We start from the raw sequence: 20336 nt of genomic DNA, 5'->3' as shown, positions 1-20336 counted from the left end.
CTTCGTTCAACCCGAGCAATGCCGCATGCAAGGCGAACGACTTGGACCAGCGCATATCTAGTGCGGGAGAACGGCAAATCCCCTGCTACGAGCTGAGAGTACGCGCATAGCTCTTCGGCCTTCGGGCCGCAGAGCTCTCGCCTGCTTTCCTTCCAAGAGATGGATTCGCAAATGGCGGTGCAGGACAGGCCTAGTTCCGGTAACACCAGCACGAACTGCTACGGGCACTCGCATTCCGCTCCGCATGTACGTTCCCGGCTCGTCCACGCGCATCATCAAGACCAGCCTGCCGTCACAGCGATAGACCCTGTGTGTGGAATGACCGTCGACCTAACCACGGCACGCCACAAGACCGAGCGAGATGGCAGGATTGCTTACTTCTGTTCGGACGGTTGCAGGACAAAATTTGCCGAAGATCCGGCAAGGTACGTCCAGGGCAAGGTGCCGGAAGCCCCGCGCGTCGAGGTCCCCGAGGGCACGATCTATACTTGCCCGATGCATCCGCAGGTCAGACAGGTCGGGCCTGGCAATTGCCCGATCTGCGGCATGGCGCTCGAACCAGAACTTGCAACTGCAGAGACGGAGCCCAACCCCGAGCTGATCGACATGACCCGCCGTTTCTGGATGGGGCTCGTGCTCGCCGTTCCTGTCGTGATCCTGGAGTTGAGCGGTCATCTCATCGGCGGCCACGGCTGGTTAGATCAATCGCTCACGAACTGGATCCAGTTGGTGCTCGCGAGTCCGGTCGTGCTTTGGGCGGGCTGGCCGTTCTTCGTGCGCGGCTGGCAATCGATCGTGACCCGAAATCTGAACATGTTCACGCTGATCGCGATGGGCACCGGGGTCGCGTGGGTCTACAGCGTCTTAGCAACTGTCGTGCTCGGCGTCTTTCCCGGGACGTTCACGAGCCCCGCCGCCGCGCCAGCAGGGAGCGCCAACAGAGCGAGCACCAGGAGGCTGCCATGGCTCTCCGCAGGATCTGAGCTAGCCATGCCAAGAGTGCTCGTTGTGTTCAGCTCTGCTCCGCCACTCTGAACGCAATGGCGGTCAAAGTCGCGCCCACGCCAAACATCAGCGCACAAGTGCCGACGAATGTAAGCGTGGTGTCGTTTGGGTTTGACCCCATGGCGATAAGTGCTCTCACGCCGAAGACCGGGGTAATGATTAAGATCAATGAGAAGGCAAGACCCAAAGCAACGCCCATGGCAGCGTGGGTGGCGAGCTGAAGAAGCACAGACGTATTAATCAGCCCTGATGGTCGATTGGTGCGCATTGATATGTCCGCTTTTGACGCAACTGAGACACCGAGTCTGGCCGCCGTGCCTATGACGACGTCAATTCGGGACTCGTGATAGGCGTGGTGACGCAGAACTACTCGAACGATCCAACTTACCTTTCGGCTCGAAAAGGAGCTTGCTCGAGTTTGCCGCCAATGATGTTCCGTTGCTGCTTCCGCACTCTGGGATCTCCAGGGCACAACTTGCTGCCACGCGGGCGCACACCATGATGTGATGTGCTTCATTTGGCTCTTGTGAGTTAGTCCTCTCCCTTTCCGGCGTATTTCTTGAGCCAATCCTTCATCCAGCTGATCTGCTGTCCCTGTTCTCTGATCACTTGCTCCGCGAATCTTTTAACTTCAGGGTTATGCCCGGTCTGCAGGACGACCTCGGCCATATCGACGGCGCCCTGGTGGTGAGGGATCATTCCGCAGATGAACCCGACATCAGGACTGTTCGCCATGATGCCCATCCGCATCGGTCCTCGCATCTTCACCATCGATTGACGATAGCCGTTCTGAGCCTCGCTCAGATTGGCCATGCCTTGGCCTTCCTGCGGCATACTTTGAATGTCCAGGCCCTGCTCGCTCCGGTGTGCAATTATCGGCACTCCTTGGGCAGGCTGTCCGCTGCTATCGGCATCGCCCTGCCATCACCCCTCGGCAGCGTCTGCTTCTGCTGGGCCGCCGCGCCGCAGGCGAGGGCGGCCGCAGCTGCAGCAGCAAGGATCAAAATACGGGTCGACATGGAATTCCTCCGGTATCAGTGCTGAAATGGGCATCGCGGTGAGCCCGACGCGCTCCGAAATGCCCCATCCGAATTGTAGACAGGCGCAGGTAGAGGAGCCGCGAAAGTCTCGCCAATGCCAACGCAACTAGATCCAGTCCCGATGATTGGCTCTATTGATATTGCGGCGTGCAGCTTCGCCTTTGCCCTATTCGTGATGTTTGGCCGCCGTCATTGAGTGCGCAACGTCCGTTTCTGACTCTGGCTGCATAAAAACGAACATCGAAATGCGGCGAGGATTACATCTTAGGATGCGGATCTCTGAGCCCGGAGGAAGAAAACGAAACTCTTGTATTAAGCCATCGATTCCTTTCGATAGAGAGCACTTACGTCCGTACAATTGAATGGCCAGCGTCCATCGACTTAGTCTCGCTCCCAATCGCGAATAGGAGGCGTCAAATGAGAACTGGAAGATGGAATAGCCGCAACAGGGTTACCAAAGAAATTTGCGAGCAAATCCTGCATGCTTATCTAGGCAATCCCATCAAAGGGACTGAACTTGCGATGAGCAACGGACTAACCGCCGCTTACGCATACGAGCTTGCTTATGAGCGCGGGTTATTGCCGACCCGCGATGAAAAGTGGCTTGGGCGCACCCATTCAGCGAGATTGGCATCAACATAATTGTCCTCACTCCCAAAAAAGCAACGCCTTGAGGCAATCAGAGCCGAGTCTGATCTGGGAAGTGTCCCAACGCGGCGGAGGCTGGCGGATCGTCTTTCAGTTGCAAGTACGTTTGCGGGCCTCGTGTCACACGGAGGGCTTCAATATGCGTTCCACCGCCGGCACAGTAAACTGAAAGACGGCGCCCTGGGGATGGTTCATGCTCGCCCACAAGCGTCCGCCATGAGCTTCCACAATCGAACGCGAAATCGACAGTCCCAAGCCCATGCCGTTGGGCTTGGTCGTATAGAAAGATTCGAAGACGCGATCGAGAGTCTCAGGCGCCAGTACCGGACCCGAGTCTCGCACCGTAACGAGGACCTCCCCCGTCTCAATTGTGCCGCTACCGATTATTAAGTCTCGCGCCTCCTCACCGAGGTCGCTCATGGCTTCGATCGCGTTGATGATCAAATTCAGGACGACTTGTTGCAGTTGTACCCTATCAGCTTGAACAAGCGGTAAGCCGTCCGCGAGTTCGACATGAACAGAGACGCTGTTCTTTAGCGCTGCTCCGCGCGTAAGCTCCATCACTTCGCGGATCGCTTCGTTAATTTCCAAGCGATCGCGCCGCGGTGGCGTTTTCTTGATAAGATCACGGATGCGGTTGAGGACCTCGCTTGCTCGATCTCCATCTTTCACGATGTCATTGAGTATCTGTCGCACCTCATCCAGGGCCGCCGTCGGGCCGTCAATAAAGTGCAAAGCGGCTCGTGCATTGGTCATCGTCGCGGCGATCGGTTGCTTCACTTCATGGGCGATCGAGGCCGTTAGCTGCCCCATTGCCGCAACGCGGTTCGCATGCGCCAGCTCCATCTGCACTTCGCGATATCGCCGTTCGCTCTTTTGCGCTTCAGCTTCGGCTCGCTCGCGCTCAGTGATGTCGCGTGACACTGAAAGCAGTTGTTCCGGCCGGCCGTCCGCATTGCAAATGGGAGTCGTTATCACCTCCCACCAGCGCGGAGTTCCCTTTGCTGATGGACAGAACGCCCGAAATCTCCCAATTCCTCCAGCCCGTGCCGTAGCGAGCGCTTGGCGTATCTTTGGGCGGTCTTCCGGCTGCCAGAAGTCGATCCAGCACGAACGCAGGTAAGGCTGGATATCGTCTATTTCGAGCAACTGCTGACCGCCGCTGCTCATGAACAGCAGGTTTCCATCCAGGTCCAGCACCTTGATGCAGTCCCTGCTGCTCTCGATGATCCTCCGCTTAAGCTCTTCGCTCGCGCGCAGCTCATCCTCGGCCCGTTTGCGCTCGCTCAAATCGAGCACGAAAGCGACACCTTGGCGTCCGCTTTCCTCGAAATCCGCCAAGCCAATCAGGACCGGCACACGACTGCCGTCCTTCCTAAAAAAGTCCTTCTCGAAGGGGTGCCAGCGCCGTGTCGACGTGCACTCCGGCGGCCGGAGCTCATCGCTTTCGAACCAATCTGGCGGCGCCAATTCCGTCCAACGCAATCGGCCCGCGGCGAGATCTTCGCGGTCATATCCCACGATGCGGAGAAACGCGTCATTGGCTTCAAGAATTCCGCCTTCGACCTCCCAGATGAAGATGCCGATGATATTGGCGTCGACCAGGCGCCGGATTTTGGCTTCGCGTTCCCTGAGATCGCGGTCCAAATGGGCACGTTGAATCGCAACCCCCGCCAGATGCGTGACCTGTTCTATGATCTCCTGATCACGCGGGGTTGGGCTGCGGGGCTCGCGGTAATACATCGCGAAGGTCCCGATCACCTTGCCTTCGGAGGAGATGATGGGAGTCGACCAGACGGCGCGATAAAGCGACAATGCGAGGTCGCGAAGGCCGTCAAACAAAGGGTCGCTCATGATATCGGGAACAATGACCTGTCTGGCGAAATACGCCGAAGGTCCGCATGAGCCGACGGTGGGTTGGACCGAGATGATAGCATCGACGGCTTCGACATAGTCTTTAGGAAGGCTCGGCTTGCCGACATGCCACAGACGGCCGTCCTCGACCAAGAGGATCGCAGTGAGCGCATTCTTTGTGTGATCTTCCACCAGTCGACAGAGGGAGTCGAGGATGCAAGGAAGCGAATCGCCTTTGGCCACCATCTCGAGAATGCGTTTCTCTCCAGCCAGCAAGGCCTCCGCCCGTTTGCGATCTTCAATGTCCATCAGGATTCCGTACCACCTGAGAATATTTGCCTGGTCATCTCGAAGCGGGTCAGCGCGCCCCAGGAACCAACGGTATTCGCCGTCGCCAGCGCAGCGGAAACGCGCTTCAGCTTCGAACGGCTCACCTGTGGCCAGGGACGCACGCCACTTGCGCAAATATTGCTCAACATCTTCTGGATGTATTGCGACCTGCCAACCTGCACCTGCGGTATCCTGCGCAGACAGGCCTGTATACTCGGCCCACCGCCTATTCGCGAATGCGTTGGAGCCGTCAGGCAGTGTTGTCCAGGCCATCGCCGGGATCGTTTCGATGACGTCGAAGAGCTGTTTGTCACCCGGACACACGGCTTCGCCAGCGCCATTCAGCTTCGTGCCGTCGCGGTTCATATGGCGAAATGGCGCCACGCTGGTCGGGGGCGGCTGGTGTTCGCCCCTGTTGCGTGCTTCGATTTCGAAGGAATCACCGTAAGGACCCAGGGAGCATTCAAGGGCAATGGCCCGGCTTGTCCGAAATAACGAACGTCTTCTTGCCAATCGCGTCCAAAATCGGCGTCACATCCACAATCGCGTCCTTGGTGCCACCGGCAATGACGGATAGATCTCCTGCTGCCGCAACATCAGGCCGCCCAAGCACTGGAGCGGCAACGAAGCGTTGCCCGGCACTCGCATGATCGGTCGTAAGGCGTTCGGAAAGGGCCACACTGATCGTGCTCGAGGAAATATGTAGACGACCCGCAGGAAGATTCGCAAGCAGTCCCTCGGGACCATATACGACGCTCTCAACTGCTGCGTCGTTGGCGAGCATCGTGACGACCGCATCAGCATCACACGTCTCAGAGATGCGCAACGCCGCAACCGCGCCCTCTTTCACCAATTCGTCGGCCCTGGCGGACGTACGATTATAAACGGTCACATGATGGCCTGCCCTCAGGAGCGAGGAAGCCATCCCGCTGCCCATGTGGCCAAGCCCTATGAATCCGACTTTCATCTTCTACTCTCCGTGGAGCGTTCAGTGGTGCCTACTGCACTGCTCGTGACGTGGGACGAGATATGGCGACCAGCCGCTCGAGAGCCTGCAACGTGAAGCCGAGGAAAGCTTGATCAAGCATCCCATCCTTTATCTTCGCGGCGACGCCCCCAATGACGACCTGCGGTCCCGCCACGATGCGAGCGGGGATGGAGAGAAGCGTCTCGTTGACCTGTGCCTGGGCGCGCACGCCGCCGGTAAAGGCAGGAGAGACCGATATTACCAGGACCGGCTTGTCGATCAGGACCGACTTGCCAAACGGGCGTGACGCCCAATCCAGGGCGTTTTTCAGGACACCGGGAATACCGTGATTGTATTCCGGAGTCGCAATGACAACGCCATCGCTGGCGCCAATCGTGTCGCGAAACAGCCGTACGTCATGGGGTGAGGCAGCTCCGTCCTCGTCCTCGTTGTAGAGAGGAAGCCGCAGATCGCAGATTTCGAGCTTTACGGCTCCAGGAAGATGTTCGCGCAGGGCCAACAAGGTTGCTCGCGAATAGGAGGCTTTGCGTAAGCTACCTGCCAGCCCGACGAGCCGCGTGGACGTTCCGACACCATGCATACTCAGTCTCCAGGTTGTGCGTCAGCAAGCCGGACATCGCCACAGCATGCGGCCTGAGCGTCCGGCAAGAAAAGGAAGCGGCAGTCCATTAAGGGCCGAATGGACCGCCGCGGCCTCGCTGCGGGAGGAGGTCAACACCAGGCTCCAATGATCTAGCAATCTCTAGAGGACGGAGCTTTGTCGTTGTTGCCGTGTTGGGCTTGATCTTGCGCTGATCAGCGTCCGCAAACGGGTCGCCCCCCTCACGTCCGCGCACATGGCCGGGAGAGCGATGCATGAAGGGCTGCATCCGCACTCCCAAACATCGTTCCTATCGGCCGCTCACAAGCTAGGATCGCTACTCTGGAACAGTGCTACGCATTGCGTTTGCACGGGCTGAGGCTCGATGACTCCCGAAGGAAAGGCTCGATGATCATTTTCGGGACAATCAGCCCGAAGGCCATGGCCAGCATGATCAACAGAGCAGTCACGCCATCCGTAACCGCTTCGGCAAGCAGACCGGGTGGCGCCTTCGCGCCAAGCGTTATCAAACTAACAAATCCACTGGCCATCCGAAAGAGATATACGCCGGGTATCAGAGAAACCACTGATGCGAAGGCGAAAGCCGCGAAGGGCAGGCGCAGTCGATCGGCGATCAGCGTAACGAGGATGCCGACAATCAGACATGCGACGAGTGCTCCCGCCTCGACGTTCGCACCAGCCATCGAGATCAGCGTCCAGCGTACGGCATGCGCAAGCATGCCAACCAGGATAGGAAATGGCAGCATCCGCCAAGGCATCGAGAAAAAGGTGCCATAAGCGGCCACAGCAACACCGGCTGCCAGGACGTCATAGACCACCGGTACCGGGATCGATGGCGGTTCCGGGGGCAAGGTCGCACCGCCGAGCGCCAATCCGGCCAGCAGACCGGTACAGATCATCAGGATGATCAAGCCCGCATAAGCAATGCGTGCAGCCCCCAGGCCGATGCGAAGTCGCGCAAGATCGATGGCGCCATTGAGAAGATGCGGGCCGGGTACAAGCACCATGCAGGGACACACCGCGACTAGCCGCAGAAGCGAACTCTGATCCAGACGCACCGCGATGGCGCCGATAATGCCGGCGAGAATTGCTGCGCAGAGCGGCTGAACGAGTGGACTTTGGCTGATCATGGCAAGGCCCCGGCGCAGAACTGCGCCGAGGCCGGCGCTGAAGGCGATTAGCGCGAGGCTGGGAAGATGCGCCGCCCCAAAAATCACGCCGAGCGCCGCCGCTCCAGCCGCCGCCATTAACGCAAAACGCAGGGTCGAGGCCGGCGGGTATCGCCCGATAGCTTCGAGGTCGGATTGCGCCGTACCAATATCGATTCCGCCAGCGTGGAAATCATCGACAAGCTGCATGACAGCGGCCACGCGGTGCATGTCCACACCAGCCGGTTCGGCCGCGAAAGACTCGTAACGAGAGCTCGTGTCATCGTCGGTTCGCAGCGTCAAATCACCCCAGCGAGGAATCAACGTGGCTCGAAGGCCCAGCGTTTCTCCCATCTGCGCGACGGCTTCCACTGTGCGTCGCGTGGTTTGGCCATTTTCAAACAGCAGTCTCGCCGCGAGCGACATCAACTTATCGGCCGGCGAAACGGCCGCCGGCTTCATCTGTTCCATCTGCTCGCACGCCATTTGCTTGCTCATTTCGCGGGGCGCCCAGATTGCGGATCGACCTGGACGGTTGCGGTCAGGCCGGCGACCAGGCGAATGCCATCAGGTACCTGATCGATCCGGATGTGCACCGGCACGCGCTGCGCAAGGCGTACCCAGGTAAAGATCGGGTTGACCGTGGCGAGACCTTGCGCGTCGGATTGCGCATTTGAGACGTTGATGCCACGCGCCACTCCGCCGACCTCGCCTTGCACGATCTGGCTGTAGCCCATCAACTTGATCTTCGCAGGATCGCCTTCGTGCATGGATCCCAGTTGAGTTTCCTCGAAATAGGCGTCCACCCAGAAGGAATCCGCGTCGACGACCGAGATGACGTTCTTTCCGACCGCGACGTAGTCACCGACCCGCGCCAAAAGGTTGGTGACCCACCCGTTCACGGGAGAGTGGATCTCCGTGCGATTGAGGTTCACCTTGGCTTGCTCGCGGTTGACAAGAGCCTGCTGGTATTGCGCTTGGGTCGCGGCAGCGTTGGCCTCATAGGTCTGCCTGTCCTCCACGGTCTCCGCCAGATCGGTCATCCTGCGACGCCGTTCCGCCTGTCGCTGCGCGTTATCTGCAGTAGCCTGAGCCTGCGCGACCGCGGCCTCCGCGAGCCGCAGCGCGTTCCTGTAATCGATCGGGTCGATCACCAGGAGCAAATCGCCCTTGTGCACGAACTGATTGTCGGTAACGGGCAGCTCAACAATGCGTCCTGCGACCTCTGGCGCCATGGTGACGACATAGGTGCGTACCGTGCCATCGCGCGTCCACGGCGCTCCCATGTACGCGTTCCACGTCGCCCAACCAAGCACCAAAGAAAGCCCGGCTGCGACGAGCGTGATCAAGAACGGGGTGATTCTGAGCCGCACCTTGTGCGGGGTGCTGGCTTTTGGCTGGACGGTGCGCACGACTCGAAGATCAGCATCCTTCCCCTCGAATTTGGCTTCGGCATCCGACATGGCGAGATCAATGGGCGATGACGAGTACAGTTGACGACAGCACGATGATATACACCGCGAACACGAACAGCGCCGGATGCCAGACGTGGACCAGCAACCCGATTCGGACTGCAATCCTGCGCAAGAGCATGATGACGAGCCACGCGACAACCATCAGGACCGAGATCGGCGAAACGTAGACGCCCAGCAGGTTGATCTCGACGAACTTCAAGTGAATGCCCCTGCGTCGAAATAAGCGCCGTGCCGGACCAAGGCGTCGCAGATCGCAAGGACCCGGCCGCGCTCTCTCAGCACAAGAGAGTCCTCTGGGCCGGTCACGCTGAGAGACGCAAGACGCTGATCGAGCACATTCAGCCCGGCGGTTGCGGCGGTGCTGTCTCCTCGTGCAAATGCCGCGAGCGCCGCGTCGAGTTCCTGGACCAAGGCCAGTCGAGGTGCGAGGCGGCGAAGCTGGATGATGTTGGTCCCGACCGACAACGCCGCGACGAGCTGCGCGCGCTGCAACGGCTCGGCTTGGTCCGGCAAAGCCTCGAGGCGGCTGTACATGCGGCCTTCCCAATCGCCTCCCGGCCGCTCGACAGCGGCAGTCGCGAGCCGGCGCAAATCGCACAAGGTTAGCGCCAGCAGCCGCTCGCTCCGCAGCGCCGGTGATAGCGGCGGCAGCAGGCGAAACGACAGCGCCGCGGCGCCGCACCCCGTAACGATCGCGAGCGCAGTGTTGTAGAAATGTACGGTATCGTAGCTCATCTGGTTGGCGGGCCCGAGCAGAGGCACGAAGTTGCCGGCCATGGGGGCGAACATCGAGGCCTGCCATGGTTGGGCCATCAGGGCACCCACCGGTATCAGGTAGAGCGCCAACACGATGCTCAAGCCGGCGAAGGTCGCGACGTTCGGCAATATCGCAAATGCGATGACCGCGGCGCAAACCGCGGCAAGGCCAGTACCCAGCGTGAAGTTGATCGCCTGGGCGTGGGCCTCGTCGGCCTTTGGCGCAAACACAATCACCGAAATGGCTGCCCAGGTGATGGCCACCGCGCCGTTTGGCCATTCGGTTGCGATCCAACAGACCTCGACGACGCCGATGGTGACAAATGCGCGGGAGGCGCTGACGAGTGCTGGTAACCAGTCGGGTACGTGTAGCCTGAAGCGGCCAGGACGAGAGGCGAGACGGGCAGGGCCGGCCACCAGCAAAGCCAGTCCATCAAGCACCTGGGAGAAGCCGGCCAGGACTCGGGCGGTCTGGTCGGCCAGCAGCCGCAGGGAGGGCGTGACGGGCGGCATGGCGATTAGCCTCCGCACCGCATCGTCACACAGAGCGCGCATCCCGATCGGATCGGTCATCCAGGGCATCGGATAGCCCCGCGACGCCGCCGACCGCAGCTCCCGTGGCACGTTGCGCAGCACAGCATCGGCCTCCTGCTGAGCGGCATCATCTGGCAAGCGCACAAGCCGCCAGACCACGGCGCACCAACCGGCCAGCGCCTCAAAGAGGCCATCGACCGCCGCCTGCAGCAGAGGCGAATGATAGCGAAGCACTGAGGATTCCCCCTTTACCTGGTCGATGATCGGGTCGAGCGCAATGACCTGCCGGACGAGCTCGCGGCGAACCGGCTGCATGTCCGACAGGGCCGATCCAGCCAGTGCCAGTGCCGAGCTGAACCTGCCCGCGATCTCGGCAGACAGGCCCGCGAGCAATCCAGCGAGCTGCCGCCGGGCGCCGCCGAAATCGGTCCCGGCGAGGACGATGCCGGCGCACGTGATGCCGATCCAGATCTCACTGACGCGGGTGATGGCAAAAGTGAAGACCTCACCGTTCGCGCCTCCGGTCGCGCCGAGCTCATCGCTGGCGATAATCGCGGCCGTGTAGCCGGCTAGCGCAGCGCCGTAGGCCGCGAAATTGCGCAGCAGCGTCGCGACAAGCGCGCAAGCCGCACCCCACAACGCCAAGCCGATAAGAAAGCCTGCGCGGCTTTGCGGGAACCACGCGGTCAGCGCCACGATGACCACCGCGCCCACCAAGGTGCCAATCATGCGAAACCACCCCTTGCGCAGCGATGCGCCAAGATGCGGCTGGCACACGAGCGCCGCGGAAGTGCCGGCCCAATATGCGTTGTCCAGTTGCAGCCAGAACGCGACGTAAAGGGCGAGGCAGACGGAGCCCCACAGCCGGACGCCAAAGAGCAATGATGGACCGGCGGCCCTGATCGCGCTTCTCAAAGCGCCTGATCGTGTCGCGGTCCTCGCGCCGATCAGGCTCGTTTCGTCAAGGAGGTCCGGCATTGGAAGTTGTCCCTAATGCGCTTGCGCGATGGGAGACGCCGAGTTGCGAGCTCGTTTCGAGCTTGGCTGCAATAGCCATGGCAAGCGCCACCAGCGCAAGACCGGCGGGCAGCGCCAGCGACCATAGACCTGTGATGGCCTGACACCCGGCGCCGACGCCACAGCCTACGACGAAGCCGGCGATCGCTAGTCCGGTGCGCCTCGCGCGCCCGCCTGCGTTCATCCTGTCGTTTCGACTGCGCCCGAGCAGAGCCTCGCCGAGATCCATGACGAAACGGGTGATATTTGTTGTCATCACTGCGGTGGACGGCGACCCCTTCAGCGAGATCTGCACGAGAGCATTCTGCACTGCCATCGCGGAGACGCCCAACATCCCCGCAACGGTCGCCGTTGCAGAGTTTAAATCGAGTGGCGCACTGCCGCCGACGCACAGGGTGAGAAAACCGGCAAGGAAGAGCAATTGGAGAAGGAGCAGGGGCTTGAGCGAGGCGACGTGCATTCGCTCCAGGCCTGCTGCCAGAAGTCGCGTCACAGCGAGCACGACAATGAATACCGGAACCGACAGCATGAGCGCCAATGGTGCCTCGTCACTGGCGACGACGTGCGCCGCTAAAATGACAAGATTGCCAGTGACGTGCGCGGTGAAGAGGCCGCCGAGCCCGAGAAAGCCAATGATGTCGACGCTGCCGGCGGTTAGACTGAACACCACTGGCAGAAGCGTCGCTGCAAGTGACCGCTCGATCAGGGACTTCGGGGTAACTGCGCCACTGGGCTGCCGTTGATCTTTCGTCATCGCACAGGCTCGCCGGTGATTCTAAAAAAGACATGTGAGGCGATCCACTTACATGCAACGCCGACTGCGATTCCGACGACCGTGTCGATCAGGCGCAACAACGGTTGATGCCATGCATTCAGGGGAGACATTCCAGCGACGACCATAACGACAGCAGTCGTTATCCCGGTCGTTACGATGTCGCCGCGCCGGTCCAACAGCATCATCGCCAGGGTTCCTATTCCGAGCAAGGCGGCCATACCCAGCGGGGTAAACGGAAAGAACCACAAATAGATCAGGCAGAGCGCAAAGCTGACACATGTGGCGATCAAACGCGCCACACCGGCCGTGAAGCTGTCTTGGCGCGTTTCGCGGAACACGAACACGGTGGCGGCCACAGCCCACATCCCTCCCAGCAAATCGGAATCTCTGTCAGTCAGAGGCTGAAGGGCATGGGTGATGAGCCAGTACGAGATCGCGCATGCGATGGCCATGTCCAAGGCGTAGACGACATCCCACAAGGACAGCCTTGTTAGTTTACTCATCGCATGCGCTCCTCAGCGAAGCTGATGATGTCTCGAACCGATCATGTGCACCGGAGCTATGCTCCGGCGAGCCCATGCCCGACCATCTTCTTGGGGTCGACGATCTCGTCGAAGCGCTTCGCGTCGATATAGCCGGACTGAAGCGCAGCTTCCCTCAAGGTCAGATCGTCATCATTGGCCTTGTGCGCGATCGCCGAGGCCTTATCGTAGCCAATCACCGGACTGAGCGCGGTCACCAGCATCAGCGAACGCCCAACCGTCTCGTCGATGCGCTTGCGGTTGAGCCGCGTTCCCTCGACCGAGAAGCGCCGGAATTTTTCGCAGGCGTCGCCGAGGATGCCGGCGGAATGCAGGAAGTTGTTGATGATGACCGGGCGCATCGCGTTAAGCTCGAAATTGCCCTGACTGCCGGCAAACGCTACCGCGTTGTCCTCACCGATCACCTCGATGCAGACCATCACCATCGCCTCGCACTGGGTCGGGTTGACCTTGCCCGGCATGATTGAGGAGCCCGGCTCGTTCTCCGGCAACAAGAGTTCGCCCAGGCCGCAGCGCGGCCCGGAGGCGAGCCAGCGCATATCGTTGGCGACCTTCATCAACGCAACCGCAAGCCCGCGCATCGCCGCCATCGCGGCAACCATCGCGTCGAGCGAGCCCTGCGCCGCGAATTTGTTGGGCGCAGTAATGAAGGGATGGCCAGTCAGCTCGGCGATTTTGGACGCAATCTCCTCGCTGAAGCCTGGAGGGGCGTTGATTCCGGTGCCGACGGCGGTCCCTCCTGCTGCCAATTCGAAGAGGTCCTTCTCGGAGAAACGGATGCGCTCCAGTGCGTCACGGATCTGACGCGCGTAACCCGACCACTCCTGTCCCACTGTCAGCGGCACGGCATCCTGCAGATGCGTCCGCCCGGTCTTGACGACGTCGCGCCATTCCTTTGCTTTTTCCTCGATGGCGTCTGCCAAAGCCTCGGCATGCGGCAGCAGATGCTGCTCAAGCTCCAGCACCGCGGCGATGTGCATCGCGGTCGGGAAGCTGTCGTTGGACGACTGCCCCATATTGACATGGTCGTTAGGATGGATCGGTGACTTGCTGCCGATCTTGCCGCCGAGTAGCTGGATCGCGCGGTTCGACAGCACCTCGTTGACATTCATGTTCGACTGGGTGCCCGATCCCGTCTGCCAGACATAGAGCGGAAAGTGTTCATCGAGCTTGCCGGCAATCGCCTCGTCAGCGGCGTGCACGATGGCATTTGCTTTGCCTTGTGGCAGACGGCCGGCTGCTGCGTTGACCAGCGCCGCCGCCTTCTTTACGTAGCCGTAGGCGTGATAGACCCGCTTTGGCATGCGGTCGTCGCCGATGGAGAAATGAACAAGGCTGCGCTGCGTCTGCGCGCCCCAATAGCGGTCGGCCGGCACGTCGATGCCGCCCATCGAATCGGTTTCGTGACGCTTGCCGGTCGCGCTGATGCCGACCGGGATATCGCGCAAGATAGAGGTTGTAGATTCGTTCATGGACATGGTTTCCGTTGGATGGATTTTGGGGTTTGTGGATCGCGCGATGGCTCGGAGCCGAGCGGCCTGAATTCGCTGCCCGGCTCTCTCTCGATCAGTACTGAGGCTTGTAGAGCTGACCCTCGATCCAGGCGCGGATGTCGCGCGGGCGCTCGACTTGCGCCAGGCCCTGATCGAACATGAACTCCGCGACGCGGACTGCGGTAGTTACTTCCTGCTCCAGGATGCTGGACTGGTCGGGAAACAGCATGCCCTTGGCGCGCAGCTCGGGGCCGACCTGGTCGGCGCACGCCTGAGCCGCTGCAATGAAGCAGGCATCAGTGAGCCTCTTCGGCCGTGCCACGTAGGTTGCGAGGCCGACCGCCGGAAAGATATAGAAGTTATTGGCCTGTCCGGGGTAGAAGGTCTCGCCGTTCAGCGTCACGTTGGGGAATTGCACCCCGGCCGCGAACAGCGCTTTCCCCTTTGACCAGGTATAGGCCTGCTCTGCGGAGCACTCCGCCTTTTCGGTCGGATTGGAAAGCGCGAAGATGATCGGCCGCTCATTGGCCCGGCTCATCGCCTCGACGACGCGCTGATTGAACGCGCCGCCCTTGGTGCTGACTCCGATCAGGATCGTCGGCTTCAGCCTCTCGATCGTTTCGGCGAGATCCTTGGACGGCGCCGCCTCGTGCGCATACACCTTCTGATCTTCCGATAGATCGGTGCGCGATGGCTCCAGCAACCCATTGATATCGAACATGGAGATGCGGCTGCGCGCCTGAGCCTCCGACAAGCCCTTGGTCTGCATGTCGGCTGCGATCAGATTGGCGATGCCGATTCCTGCGGAACCGGCGCCGAGAAACAGGATGCGCTGCTCGGTCAACGGCGCATCAAGGATCTGCAACGCAGTTATCAGGCCGGCGAGGGTCACGCTGGCGGTGCCCTGGATGTCGTCGTTGTAGCACAGCACCTTGTCGCGGTATCGCTTGAGCAACCTAATGGCATCGGTGCCCTTCCAGTCCTCGAAGTGGAGGCAGCAGTTTGGAAAGACCTCCTGAACCGCTTGCACGAATTCGTCGACGAGCTCGTCGAGTTCATGCTCGGACGGCGGCTTCTCCCGCATGCCGAGATAGAGCGGATCGGCGCGCAACGCGTCGTTGGTCGTACCAATGTCGAGCAGCACCGGAAGCAGGGTGGTCGGCGGCACCGCTGCGCAAGCCGTGTAGAGCTGCAGTTTTCCAATCGGAATGCCCATGCCATTAGCGCCAATGTCTCCAAGACCGAGGATGCGCCCACCCGTGGAGACGCAGAGAAAACGGACGTCCCGCTGCGGCCAGTTGCGCAGAACCTCGGCGATTCGGCCCTTCATGTCGCGGCTAATGTACATGCCGCGGGCGCGCCGATAGATGTGGCCAAAGGTGAGGCAGGCATAGGCCACAGTCGGGTCATAGAGGATCGGTATGAAGCGCGCCGGATCGGACATCACGGTCCGGTAGAACAGCGTCTCGTTTCGATCTTCCAGGCCGGTAAGATAGATGTATCGTTCGAGATCGGTCGGCTTGGCCTCCAGGTGACCCAGCACGCGCTCGACCTGATGGTCGATGGTGTCGACCGAATACGGTAGAAGACCTTCGAGGCCCCACAGGCTGCGCTCCTCGCGCGTGAAGGCCGTTCCCTTGTTGCGAGTAGGGTCGCTTAGCAACGCAAAGCCTTGCGGAACCGCAACGGCCTTAGCCTTGGCACCAATTTTTACGCGTTCACTCATGTACTTCTTCTCCTGTGGTGAAGTCGGTCGGGTTTAGAGAGTTCTGGGGCTAGGCAGAACAGACAGCGAGCGGACGCCCTGCGCGCCATGGATAAGCACGCCCTCAATGTCCGCCGTGGCGGAGGGACCAGTGTGGAAGCTGGCATAGTGCCGATCGCGGAATTCGGGTCGGCGATAGGCGTGATGCAGGTTGACAACGATGTCGGCGGGATCAAGCAGCACGATCAGGTGCTGGGCGAGGTACGCAACTGCGTTGACGTGTAGGTCCGTGTCGCTCAGGAGCACGGAACCAGTTTCGGCCACGGCAAAGGTAGCGCGGACGATCGCGAAATCCACATCCGCAAGGTCCTGCGTGGCATCGACTCTCGCGATATCGCGGTTGCCGGCGATCTCCGGCACGGTCGAACACACGACTTTCGCGCTTGCGATCTTCGCGCGCACCGGCGCGAGGACATCGCCGGTATCAGGCGGGTCGAGGAATATCCCTCCCATGCGCTCCAGGCTCTTTTTGAACGCGGAGAGAAGCGATGGGGGAGGGCTCTCGTCGAAAAGGGGAACGTGCGGCAGCGGCCGGTCGACTCGCGGCAGGTTGGCCCGGATCGACGCCAGGATATCATCGCGGCTCGTCATTGCTTGCCTCCGCGGTTTGCCTGGTACCAGCTGTGGAAGGTGTGCTTCGGCGGATGCGGCACCTCGCGGTGCTTTCCCCAGGCATTGAGGCCGTTGTAGATGACGAAGCGCGGCAGATGCGCCAGCGCAACATCAGCAGCCGCGATCGCAGCGCGGTAGGCTACGGGCCGGGACAGCAACTCGCCGGCGGCTTTCATCGCGGCTTTCTTGACCAGCGGGACGTCATGCCGCTTCACCAATTCCCTTCGCCAGGCGTAGATCTGCTCATGAATATTGATCCTCACCGGACAGACATTGCTGCAACTGCCATTGAGCGATGAGGCGAAAGGCAAGTTGCTGTACTTGCGTGCGTTGAAGGTTGGATCGATGATGAGGCCGATCGGACCGGAGTAGGTTGCGCCGTAGCTCAGGCCGCCGCTGCGCCGATAGGCCGGGCAGGTATTCATGCACGCACCGCAGCGGATGCATTTGAGCGAGGTCCAAAACTCTTCCAGGCCGAGACGCTCGGAGCGGCCATTATCCACCAGCACCACATGCATCTCGCCGCCAGCCCGCGGGCCGCGGAAGTGCGAGGTGTACTGCGTCATCGGCGAACCCAGCGCGCTGCGCGACAGCAGGCGAACAAACACTGCCAGATGTTCCAGGCGAGGAATGATCTTCTCGATACCGATCGAGGCGATATGCAGTTTCGGGACGTTAGCCGACAGGTCGGCATTTCCCTCATTGGTGCAAACGACGAAGGTGCCAGTCTCCGCGACGACGAAATTGCCTCCCGTCATGCCAGCATCGGCGGCGAGGATCAGCGGACGCGTCGCCTCGCGCTGCGCTTCGGCGAGATAATGGACGTCGTTGTTGTCGGGATCGGTGCCGATCGTGTCGGCGAATACCTTCGCCACATCTGTCCGGAGCTTGTGCACGGCCGGCACCACGATATGGCTCGGGTCTTCCTTGTCGAGTTGCTGGATGCGCTCTCCCAAATCTGTTTCGGTCACCTCAATCCCGACGGAAGCCATGTAATGGCGGAAGCCGCACTCCTCGGTCAGCATCGATTTGCTCTTGATCAGCGATTTCGCGCCGTGGTCGCTAAGGATGCCATGGACGATCCTGTTGTGCTCGGCGGCGTCGCGGGCCCAGTGCACATGAATGCCGTTCGCCCGCGCGTTGGCCTCGAATTGATCGAGGTATTCATCGAGATGGGTGAGCGTGTGCTCCTTGATGGCGGAGGCAAGCGAGCGGAGCTGTTCCCATTCCGGAATGTGATGCATTTCACGGTCGCGCTTCTGGCGCAGATCCCAGAGGCGCTCGTCATGCATCTTTTCGTGCTCGGGCGCAGCAATGAAGCGCGCAGCCGCTTCCGCCTGGTTGATCGGCCGATTACCGTGGACCTTCGCGCCGCGCGGCTGCGGTTCGGGCTGCGAGCGAAATGGTTTTGAGGCGCCCTCGGCGTGATCGAGGCGATGGCCGTCGCGGTAGATGGCATGAGTGTCCTCGGCAGCCACCATCTCTGGATGCAGGACGGCAGAGCCGGACGATTGCTCAGCAGGGCTGGTCATGCACTGGCTCCGTTCAATATTTCCGCGATGTGGATGAACTTGAGCGGCACGCCTATGCGCTCGGCGCAGCCTTGCTGATGCATCAGGCAGGAGCTGTCGGCCGATACGATGTACTCGGCGCCGGCGCGGGCATGATCGCTGACCTTGTCGTATCCCATCTTGGTGGAAACGACTTCCTCGAACACCGAGAAGGTGCCGCCGAAGCCGCAACACTCGTCAGGTCGCGCCGGCATAACGAATTCGATACCGTCGACCTTTGACAGCAGATCCATTGGCTTGGAGAAGAACGGCTCGTTCAGCTCGGAGGGTTTGGCGTGCTTAAGCCGGCGCAAGGTGCCGCAGCTGTTGTGCAGGCCGACGCGATGCGGAAACCTGGCCCACGGAAACGCATCGACCTTCAGGATGTCGTGCAGGAATTCGACGAGCTCGTAGGTGCGGGCACGAACCTGCTTCACCTCGTCGCTCTGCTCGATGGCGTCGAAATTATCGCGCACGTGGTGAACGCAGCTGCCGGACGGTCCTACAACATAGTCGAAGCCGGAGAAATTGCGCACGAACAGCGCCTCCGTAGCCGCACATTCGGCGTTGAACCCGCTGTTCGCCATCGGTTGTCCGCAACAGGTCTGGTCACGAGGGTACACGACCTCATGTCCGAAGCGTTCCAGCAACTCGAGAGTCGCAATGCCGACTTGCGGAAAGAAAGCATCGATGTAGCAAGGTACGAAAAGCCCAATTCGCATGTATTACTCCATTATCTCGGACGTATTGGATTTCACCTTTTTGTCGTCCTGCCGGTGCTCGACAGCGCTGCATTAAGCGGTATTTGTCGGAGCGATGCTGCCACCGGGCCTAACCACGCCACGCCGCGTCCAAAAGACTTAGGTTCCTTAGGCGCGTGTGATCCTAGCTCAATCTGCGGATGTTGCGCCGTGGTCATCTGAGTCCTGCTGCTTCTGGAATAACGCCGATGTGCGATAGAGGGAGGTTAGCTCCTAGCTGGGCACCTGTCTTTTCGGGGAGAGCACTGTGTTTTTCTCCGGAGCGCACGCTGCTGGGATGCTTGCGCCATCACTCAGCGGCAAGAAGTGTCCTGCGTGGCGAAATGCCAAAGCGGTTTTTGTAGCTGACGGAGAAGTGTGACTGGCTTCCGAATCCGCAGCGGTAAGCAACTTCTCCAAAATTGGTCGTGCCGTGATGGCGGCTGCCGATAATGAGCTGATGCGCCTGTCTCAGCCTTTCTTCTCGCAGGACCTGTCCGAACGTCGTGCCGTGAAAATGGAAGATCTTGTGCAAGTAGCGAACCGAAATTCGGTGATCGGCGGCGACGCGGTCTGGTGTCAACGAATGATCTGCGAAATTTCGTCGGATGTAGGCGTTGACCCGGTTGAACAGGGATGTGCCAAGGGTCTGCCTGATGAGGGCACCAGTATCCCCCTGATCATGGCATTCGATCATGAGGCAAAGCAGGTCGATAATGGAATCTTCGATCCGCGCGGTGTGCTCTGTCGGTTGCAGCTTGAGCACCTGCTCGCCGAGGGTGGTAATGGCGGGCGCTAACAGCGGGCTGGTGAAGTCGGCGCTTGCGCACAAGTCATCAATTCCGGCGATGCGGCCGGCAAGGCGCTCGCGATTAACCTTGAGCGTGATGCTCTCCGCAGCGTCGGGCACATCGACCACATAGGGCTCCGCTGCATTCAAGATGAAGACGCCGCCCGGCGGCACCAGGCACTCGCGACCGCGCTGCTCGAAGCGCCTCCCCTGGCGGGTCGGAAACGAGAAAATGAAATTTTCGGTTTTGTCGGCCTTCGCCGCCTCCCTGCGACGGATTATGCGGTACGCGTCCGCCCTGATATTCGAGACTCCCAGGACGTCCGATTGCCAAGCCCGAATTTCGCCGCGCACTCGATCGGCATGTGCGGACTGGATATCGAGCCGACAGTATACTTCGGCCATGGCCTGTCTCCAGGCCCCGACGCTCTGCTGTCCCTCCATGCCGGCGGTCGAGAAAAAGATGCTCTGCGTCATGGCATCCTTGGCCAAGAGGGACCCTCTATGATGGGGCGTGGCGAACCTGGTGTCGCGGGGACGATCGGCACTGCCCAAAGCGACTAAATACAATTCCGATGACTGGCTTTGTCGACTTTGCTGCGTTCGGCTTTGCGTTGCGCTGATTTGCGCATCATTGTGGCCGACGATAACAGCCGTCATATCGTTTCCCATT

General features: G+C 60.5%; 20 protein-coding genes. 2 read left to right on the top strand and 18 right to left on the bottom strand.

What is annotated here, in order from left to right; all coding sequences use genetic code 11:
* Positions 1–171 precede the first annotated feature (171 nt).
* Positions 172–1035: a YHS domain-containing protein gene (locus tag F758_RS0111335; protein WP_084305254.1), complete on the top strand. Its 864-nt coding sequence runs from the start codon at positions 172–174 to the stop codon at positions 1033–1035.
* Here F758_RS0111335 and F758_RS0111330 read toward each other — a convergent pair.
* The 3 genes from F758_RS0111330 to F758_RS49430 form a co-directional block, all read right to left on the bottom strand.
* The gene (locus F758_RS0111330) at positions 1013–1273 is read right to left on the bottom strand and encodes a hypothetical protein (RefSeq protein ID WP_024507977.1); all 261 of its coding nucleotides are present in this window, start codon (positions 1271–1273) and stop codon (positions 1013–1015) included. The two genes, F758_RS0111335 and F758_RS0111330, sit on opposite strands and share 23 nt — an antisense overlap.
* 263 nt (positions 1274–1536) lie before the next feature.
* Positions 1537–1839 (bottom strand): CopM family metallochaperone, encoded by a 303-nt coding sequence (gene copM / locus F758_RS0111325; protein WP_024507976.1) that lies wholly within the window; start codon positions 1837–1839, stop codon positions 1537–1539.
* A 38-nt stretch (positions 1840–1877) separates the two neighbouring features.
* Positions 1878–2024 (bottom strand): hypothetical protein, encoded by a 147-nt coding sequence (locus tag F758_RS49430; RefSeq protein WP_157449949.1) that lies wholly within the window; start codon positions 2022–2024, stop codon positions 1878–1880.
* 438 nt (positions 2025–2462) lie between these two features.
* Here F758_RS49430 and F758_RS50780 point away from each other — a divergent pair, with 438 nt between their 5' ends.
* Positions 2463–2687, top strand: coding sequence for a hypothetical protein (locus F758_RS50780; protein ID WP_198026457.1), 225 nt, complete (start codon positions 2463–2465; stop codon positions 2685–2687).
* 126 nt (positions 2688–2813) lie between these two features.
* On the opposite strand, the gene F758_RS43650 is transcribed toward F758_RS50780, so the two are convergent.
* The 15 genes from F758_RS43650 to F758_RS0111245 all read right to left on the bottom strand — a co-directional run bounded on the left by F758_RS43650 (position 2814) and on the right by F758_RS0111245 (position 20155).
* The gene (locus F758_RS43650) at positions 2814–5243 is read right to left on the bottom strand and encodes a PAS domain S-box protein (RefSeq protein ID WP_024507975.1); all 2430 of its coding nucleotides are present in this window, start codon (positions 5241–5243) and stop codon (positions 2814–2816) included.
* A 97-nt stretch (positions 5244–5340) separates the two neighbouring features.
* A complete protein-coding gene (locus tag F758_RS0111310) occupies positions 5341–5844 on the bottom strand; it encodes an NAD(P)-dependent oxidoreductase (RefSeq protein ID WP_024507974.1) in 504 nt (167 codons plus the stop codon).
* A 31-nt stretch (positions 5845–5875) separates the two neighbouring features.
* Positions 5876–6445, bottom strand: coding sequence for an NADPH-dependent FMN reductase (locus tag F758_RS0111305; RefSeq protein ID WP_035721629.1), 570 nt, complete (start codon positions 6443–6445; stop codon positions 5876–5878).
* 353 nt (positions 6446–6798) lie between these two features.
* Complete coding sequence (locus tag F758_RS0111300) at positions 6799–8112, bottom strand: threonine/serine exporter family protein (RefSeq protein ID WP_024507972.1); 1314 nt, start codon at positions 8110–8112, stop codon at positions 6799–6801.
* Entirely contained in the window at positions 8109–9077 is a 969-nt protein-coding gene (locus F758_RS0111295) for an efflux RND transporter periplasmic adaptor subunit (RefSeq protein ID WP_024507971.1), read from the bottom strand. The genes F758_RS0111300 and F758_RS0111295 overlap by 4 nt, the downstream gene beginning before the upstream one ends.
* Positions 9078–9084: 7 nt before the next feature.
* Positions 9085–9288 (bottom strand): DUF1656 domain-containing protein, encoded by a 204-nt coding sequence (locus F758_RS0111290; RefSeq protein ID WP_024507970.1) that lies wholly within the window; start codon positions 9286–9288, stop codon positions 9085–9087.
* A complete protein-coding gene (locus F758_RS0111285; RefSeq protein ID WP_024507969.1) occupies positions 9285–11357 on the bottom strand; it encodes an FUSC family protein in 2073 nt (690 codons plus the stop codon). Before F758_RS0111285 ends, F758_RS0111290 begins: the two co-directional genes overlap by 4 nt.
* Positions 11341–12150, bottom strand: a complete 810-nt coding sequence (locus F758_RS43645) for a YoaK family protein (protein ID WP_024507968.1) — start codon at positions 12148–12150, stop codon at positions 11341–11343. Before F758_RS43645 ends, F758_RS0111285 begins: the two co-directional genes overlap by 17 nt.
* Positions 12147–12674: an FUSC family protein gene (locus F758_RS0111275; RefSeq protein WP_024507967.1), complete on the bottom strand. Its 528-nt coding sequence runs from the start codon at positions 12672–12674 to the stop codon at positions 12147–12149. The genes F758_RS43645 and F758_RS0111275 overlap by 4 nt, the downstream gene beginning before the upstream one ends.
* Positions 12675–12730: 56 nt before the next feature.
* A complete protein-coding gene (fumC, locus tag F758_RS0111270) occupies positions 12731–14191 on the bottom strand; it encodes a class II fumarate hydratase (protein ID WP_084305242.1) in 1461 nt (486 codons plus the stop codon).
* Between the two features lie 88 nt (positions 14192–14279).
* The gene (locus F758_RS0111265) at positions 14280–15932 is read right to left on the bottom strand and encodes an NAD-dependent malic enzyme (protein WP_024507965.1); all 1653 of its coding nucleotides are present in this window, start codon (positions 15930–15932) and stop codon (positions 14280–14282) included.
* A 33-nt stretch (positions 15933–15965) separates the two neighbouring features.
* Entirely contained in the window at positions 15966–16562 is a 597-nt protein-coding gene (locus tag F758_RS0111260) for a LutC/YkgG family protein (protein WP_024507964.1), read from the bottom strand.
* Positions 16559–18115 carry a lactate utilization protein B gene (locus tag F758_RS0111255; protein ID WP_024507963.1) on the bottom strand — a complete coding sequence of 519 codons (1557 nt, stop codon included), beginning with the start codon at positions 18113–18115 and terminating at the stop codon, positions 16559–16561. The genes F758_RS0111260 and F758_RS0111255 overlap by 4 nt, the downstream gene beginning before the upstream one ends.
* Positions 18112–18855: a (Fe-S)-binding protein gene (locus F758_RS0111250; protein WP_024507962.1), complete on the bottom strand. Its 744-nt coding sequence runs from the start codon at positions 18853–18855 to the stop codon at positions 18112–18114. The genes F758_RS0111255 and F758_RS0111250 overlap by 4 nt, the downstream gene beginning before the upstream one ends.
* Before the next feature lie 328 nt (positions 18856–19183).
* Complete coding sequence (locus tag F758_RS0111245) at positions 19184–20155, bottom strand: AraC family transcriptional regulator (protein WP_024507961.1); 972 nt, start codon at positions 20153–20155, stop codon at positions 19184–19186.
* Between the last annotated feature and the right edge of the window lie 181 nt (positions 20156–20336).

Source organism: Bradyrhizobium sp. ARR65 (genome assembly GCF_000472385.1).
In the GTDB taxonomy this organism is placed as follows: Bacteria; Pseudomonadota; Alphaproteobacteria; order Rhizobiales; family Xanthobacteraceae; genus Bradyrhizobium.
The sequence above is the reverse complement of the archived record's forward strand: the minus strand, read 5'-3'. Positions and strand labels throughout refer to the sequence as shown.

What these genes read in the sequence shown, in the direction of transcription:
- F758_RS0111255 (WP_024507963.1), bottom strand. Translation starts at nt 18,115, where the DNA reads ATGACCAGCCCTGCTGAGCAATCGTCCGGCTCTGCCGTCCTGCATCCA.
- F758_RS0111295 (WP_024507971.1), bottom strand. Translation starts at nt 9,077, where the DNA reads ATGTCGGATGCCGAAGCCAAATTCGAGGGGAAGGATGCTGATCTTCGA.
- F758_RS0111250 (WP_024507962.1), bottom strand. Translation starts at nt 18,855, where the DNA reads ATGCGAATTGGGCTTTTCGTACCTTGCTACATCGATGCTTTCTTTCCG.
- F758_RS0111330 (WP_024507977.1), bottom strand. Translation starts at nt 1,273, where the DNA reads ATGCGCACCAATCGACCATCAGGGCTGATTAATACGTCTGTGCTTCTT.
- F758_RS0111275 (WP_024507967.1), bottom strand. Translation starts at nt 12,674, where the DNA reads ATGAGTAAACTAACAAGGCTGTCCTTGTGGGATGTCGTCTACGCCTTG.
- F758_RS49430 (WP_157449949.1), bottom strand. Translation starts at nt 2,024, where the DNA reads ATGTCGACCCGTATTTTGATCCTTGCTGCTGCAGCTGCGGCCGCCCTC.
- F758_RS50780 (WP_198026457.1), top strand. Translation starts at nt 2,463, where the DNA reads ATGAGAACTGGAAGATGGAATAGCCGCAACAGGGTTACCAAAGAAATT.
- F758_RS0111305 (WP_035721629.1), bottom strand. Translation starts at nt 6,445, where the DNA reads ATGCATGGTGTCGGAACGTCCACGCGGCTCGTCGGGCTGGCAGGTAGC.
- F758_RS0111335 (WP_084305254.1), top strand. Translation starts at nt 172, where the DNA reads ATGGCGGTGCAGGACAGGCCTAGTTCCGGTAACACCAGCACGAACTGC.
- F758_RS0111300 (WP_024507972.1), bottom strand. Translation starts at nt 8,112, where the DNA reads ATGAGCAAGCAAATGGCGTGCGAGCAGATGGAACAGATGAAGCCGGCG.
- copM (WP_024507976.1), bottom strand. Translation starts at nt 1,839, where the DNA reads ATGCCGCAGGAAGGCCAAGGCATGGCCAATCTGAGCGAGGCTCAGAAC.
- F758_RS0111260 (WP_024507964.1), bottom strand. Translation starts at nt 16,562, where the DNA reads ATGACGAGCCGCGATGATATCCTGGCGTCGATCCGGGCCAACCTGCCG.
- F758_RS0111265 (WP_024507965.1), bottom strand. Translation starts at nt 15,932, where the DNA reads ATGAGTGAACGCGTAAAAATTGGTGCCAAGGCTAAGGCCGTTGCGGTT.
- F758_RS43650 (WP_024507975.1), bottom strand. Translation starts at nt 5,243, where the DNA reads ATGAACCGCGACGGCACGAAGCTGAATGGCGCTGGCGAAGCCGTGTGT.
- F758_RS0111310 (WP_024507974.1), bottom strand. Translation starts at nt 5,844, where the DNA reads ATGAAAGTCGGATTCATAGGGCTTGGCCACATGGGCAGCGGGATGGCT.
- F758_RS0111285 (WP_024507969.1), bottom strand. Translation starts at nt 11,357, where the DNA reads ATGCCGGACCTCCTTGACGAAACGAGCCTGATCGGCGCGAGGACCGCG.
- fumC (WP_084305242.1), bottom strand. Translation starts at nt 14,191, where the DNA reads ATGTCCATGAACGAATCTACAACCTCTATCTTGCGCGATATCCCGGTC.
- F758_RS43645 (WP_024507968.1), bottom strand. Translation starts at nt 12,150, where the DNA reads ATGACGAAAGATCAACGGCAGCCCAGTGGCGCAGTTACCCCGAAGTCC.